A 3,436-nucleotide genomic window follows, 5' to 3' on the forward strand; every position below is an offset into this window, starting at 1 on the left:
CTTCGGTGCTTCCAGCTTAGCAGATCCGTTTTCCGTTTCTGCCACCCGCTGGAGCGGGCTGCCGGGCTGTTCTCCGCTTTCGCGTTTCCCTTTCCGGCTGTTCCGACTCTATCAGATCCTTTCGGGCCTGATTCCCAGTCAGAGGGGTTTGTCTTCCCGGCCCTGCGGCCGTTCCGACGCCGTGAACCTTAGCGAATCCGGGGGCCCGACGCTAATCGGGCTTCCCGTTCTTTCGAACGTGGATTCTTCATTCCTCAAAAGCGCACAACGAGTGGCGCGACAGAGTGTCGCTCACAGGAGGTGGTTCTTGCGGAATGGCTGTCCGGGGACCGACCGGGGTCGGCGCTCACGTCGGACAACTCGGAGAACACTACGGATGCACGATCCCACTGTCAACTCGGGTCCCGGTCCCGTACGCTGCACGCATGACAGCGCACGTGTGCACCCTTCGTTGGTGGGCCGCCTGACGGCGGCCTCGTTGACACACGCGCAGACAACGGCCGCCGCCTCGGCGGCCGTTCGTGTTTCTCCCTCCGGTCCGGGGGGTGGCCGCCGGGAACGGCGGCTCCGGACGACAGCAGGGAGAGAACGTCGTGAAGCGGATCTTCAGTGGGGTCAAGCCGACCGGGCACCTGACACTGGGGAACTACCTGGGGGCCGTCCGCCGGTGGGTCGACGTCGACCAGCACCGGGCGGAGGCGCTGTTCTGCATTGTCGATCTGCACGCGCTCACCGTGGAGCACGACCCCGCACGGGTGCGGCGGCTCAGCCGGCAGGCGGCGACGCTGCTGCTGGCCGCCGGACTGGAGCCGGAGCGCTGCACCCTGTTCGTACAGAGCCAGGTGGATGAGCACGCGCGGCTGTCGTACCTGCTGGAGTGCACGGCGACCGACGGGGAGATGCGGCGGATGATCCAGTACAGGGAGAAGTCGGCGCAGGAGCGGGCTCGGGGCGGGAGCGTGCGGCTGTCGCTGCTGACGTATCCGGTGCTCATGGCGGCGGACATCCTTGCGTACGGCACGGAGGAGGTGCCGGTGGGGGACGACCAGGCGCAGCACGTCGAGCTGACCCGGGATCTCGCCGTGCGGTTCAACCAGCGGTACGGGCACACCTTCACCGTGCCGAAGGCGACGCATCCGGCCGTCGCGGCGCGGGTGCGGGACCTGCAGGACCCCGCCTCGAAGATGGGGAAGTCGGGGGACGCCGGCAGCGGGGTCGTCTTCCTGCTGGACGAGCCGGAGGTGGTGCGGCGGAAGGTGATGCGGGCCGTCACGGACAGCGGGCACGACGTCGTCTACGACCGTGAGGAGCGGCCGGGGCTCGCGAACCTGCTGGACGTGCTGGCCGCCTGCCGGGGCGCGGGCAGCGATCCGGCGGCGCTGGCCGGGGAGTACTCCTCGTACGGGGAGCTGAAGCGCGAGGTCGCCGACGGGGTGGTGGAGCTGCTTCGGCCGCTGCGGAAGCGGCACGCGGAGCTGGTCGCGGATCCGGGATACGTGGACGGGGTCCTGCGGGAGGGGGCCGCGCGGGCGCGGGAGCTGGCGCGGCCCCTGGTCGACCGCGCCTATCGGGCCGTGGGGCTGATGCCGCCGGTCTGAGCGCCGCCGGAGGTCCGGCGGAAGGCCGCTCTGTAGTCGCGCGGGCTGGTGGAGAGCTGGGTGGCGAAGTGCTGGCGCATCGTGACCTCGCTGCCGAAGCCCGCGCGGCGGGCCACTTCGGGAAGCGGATGGTCGGTGTGCTCCAGGAGCTTCTGGGCTGCGGCTACCCTGTGGGCGGTGAGCCAGCGGAGGGGGGTGGTGCCGGTGGTGGCGCGGAAGTGGCGGGCGAAGCTGCGCGCGGACATGCCGGCGTGGGCGGCGAGGCTCGCGACGGTGTGGGGGACGTCGAGGTGCGCGAGGGCGTGGGCGCGTACGGCGGCGAGGGCGTCGGCGTCGCGGTCCGCGCGCGGGGTGGGGCGCTCGATGAACTGGGCCTGGGTGCCCGTGCGGAAGGGGGCGGTGACCAGGGCGCGGGCGAGGGTGGCGGCGGTTTCCGCGCCGTGCGCGGTGCGGACCAGGTGCAGGCAGAGGTCGAGTCCCGCGGCGGTGCCCGCCGAGGTCCAGATCCCGTCGTCCTCGACGAAGAGGGCGTCGGGTTGGACGGTGGTGGTGGGGTGCAGTTGCTGGAGGCGGTCGGAGAGGTACCAGTGGGTGACGGCGCGGCGGCCGTCGAGGAGTCCGGCCTGGCCGAGGGCGAAGGCGCCCGCGCAGAGAGCGGCCACCGGGGTGCCGGCGGCGTGGGCGCGCCGCAGGGCTTCGAGGGCGGGGGCCGGTACGGGGGTCTCGGGGTCGTCCATGCCCGGGACGATCACCAGGTCCGCCTGGTCGAGCCAGGTGAGGGGGCGGTCGGGGCTGAGGGAGAGGCCGCCGGGCATGGCGACGGGGGTGCCGGGGTCGGCGGCGGCGCGGCGGAGCTCGAAGGGCGGGACGCCGCGGGAGGTGCGGTCCTCGCCCCAGACCTCGGTGATGACGGTGACGTCGAAGGCGCGAATGCCGGGGAAGGCGAGGAGGGCGACGCGGTACATGGGGCCAGGGTGGCAGGTGGGGTGTGGGTTGCGGCTGGGAGGGGTGGCGGGGATCCATCGACGCGTGGCGTTCCTGCCGCTGGCCCGGGGTGGAGGGGCCTCGGCAGGATCGGCTGCATGGAGATGACGGAAAGCATCCGGGTGGCGGCGGACGCCGCGCTCGTCGTCGTGGACGTGCAGAAGGGCTTCGACGACCCGGTCTGGGGGCGGCGGAACAACCCGGACGCCGAGGAGAACATCGCCGCGCTGATCGACGCGTGGCAGGAGTCGGGGCGGCCGGTCGCCTTCGTACGGCACGACTCGGTGATGCCGGGGTCGCCGTTGCGGGCGGGGGCCGCGGGGAACGCGTTCAAGGACGTGGTGGAGGGACGCCGTGGGAAGGGTGCAGGGCCGGAGCTGCTGGTGACGAAGTCGGTGAACTCCGCGTTCTACGGGGAGCCCGACCTGGACGCCTGGCTGAGGGGGGCGGGGGTGGCGCAGATCGTCGTCGTGGGGATCCAGACGAACATGTGCAACGAGACGACCGCGCGGATGGGCGGGAACCTCGGGTACGAGGTGCTGTTCCCGATCGACGCCATGCACACCTTCGACCTGGCCGGGCCCTTCGGGTGGACGCAGACGGCGGAGGAGCTGACCCGGGCGACCGCGGTGACGCTGCACGGTGGGGGCTTCGCCCGGGTGGTGACGACGCGGGACGTGCTGGAGGGGCCGGCTGGTTGAGCCTCGTCACCGGGCGGCGCGGTGGCCCTCGTGGAGTCGGGGCGGGCACGGCGGAAACGGCCGCCCACCCCGGTGTCGGCGGGCCGCCCCTGACGGGGGGGTGCCTCTATGTCTTTCGTCAAGGTGCCCCCGTCGGGTTTGGGGTGGTTCGGG

General features: G+C 72.2%; 3 protein-coding genes. 2 read left to right on the forward strand and 1 reads right to left on the reverse strand.

Annotated elements, in window-relative coordinates; genetic code table 11:
* The first annotated feature begins 593 nt into the window (after positions 1-593).
* Positions 594-1,598, forward strand: coding sequence for a tryptophan--tRNA ligase (gene trpS / locus BJP40_RS08200; protein WP_071279804.1), 1,005 nt, complete (start codon positions 594-596; stop codon positions 1,596-1,598).
* On the opposite strand, the gene BJP40_RS08205 is transcribed toward trpS, so the two are convergent.
* Entirely contained in the window at positions 1,565-2,563 is a 999-nt protein-coding gene (locus BJP40_RS08205; RefSeq protein ID WP_071279806.1) for a GlxA family transcriptional regulator, read from the reverse strand. The genes trpS and BJP40_RS08205 overlap by 34 nt on opposite strands.
* Positions 2,564-2,680: 117 nt before the next feature.
* Here BJP40_RS08205 and BJP40_RS08210 point away from each other — a divergent pair, with 117 nt between their 5' ends.
* Positions 2,681-3,283 (forward strand): cysteine hydrolase family protein, encoded by a 603-nt coding sequence (locus BJP40_RS08210; protein ID WP_371258610.1) that lies wholly within the window; start codon positions 2,681-2,683, stop codon positions 3,281-3,283.
* Positions 3,284-3,436: the final 153 nt, after the last annotated feature.

This window comes from Streptomyces sp. CC53, from assembly GCF_001865245.1.
Classification (GTDB): Bacteria; Actinomycetota; Actinomycetes; order Streptomycetales; family Streptomycetaceae; genus Streptomyces.

Coding starts and splice junctions, on each gene's coding strand:
- BJP40_RS08205 (WP_071279806.1), bottom strand. CDS start 2,563: ATGTACCGCGTCGCCCTCCTCGCCTTCCCCGGCATTCGCGCCTTCGAC.
- BJP40_RS08210 (WP_371258610.1), top strand. CDS start 2,681: ATGGAGATGACGGAAAGCATCCGGGTGGCGGCGGACGCCGCGCTCGTC.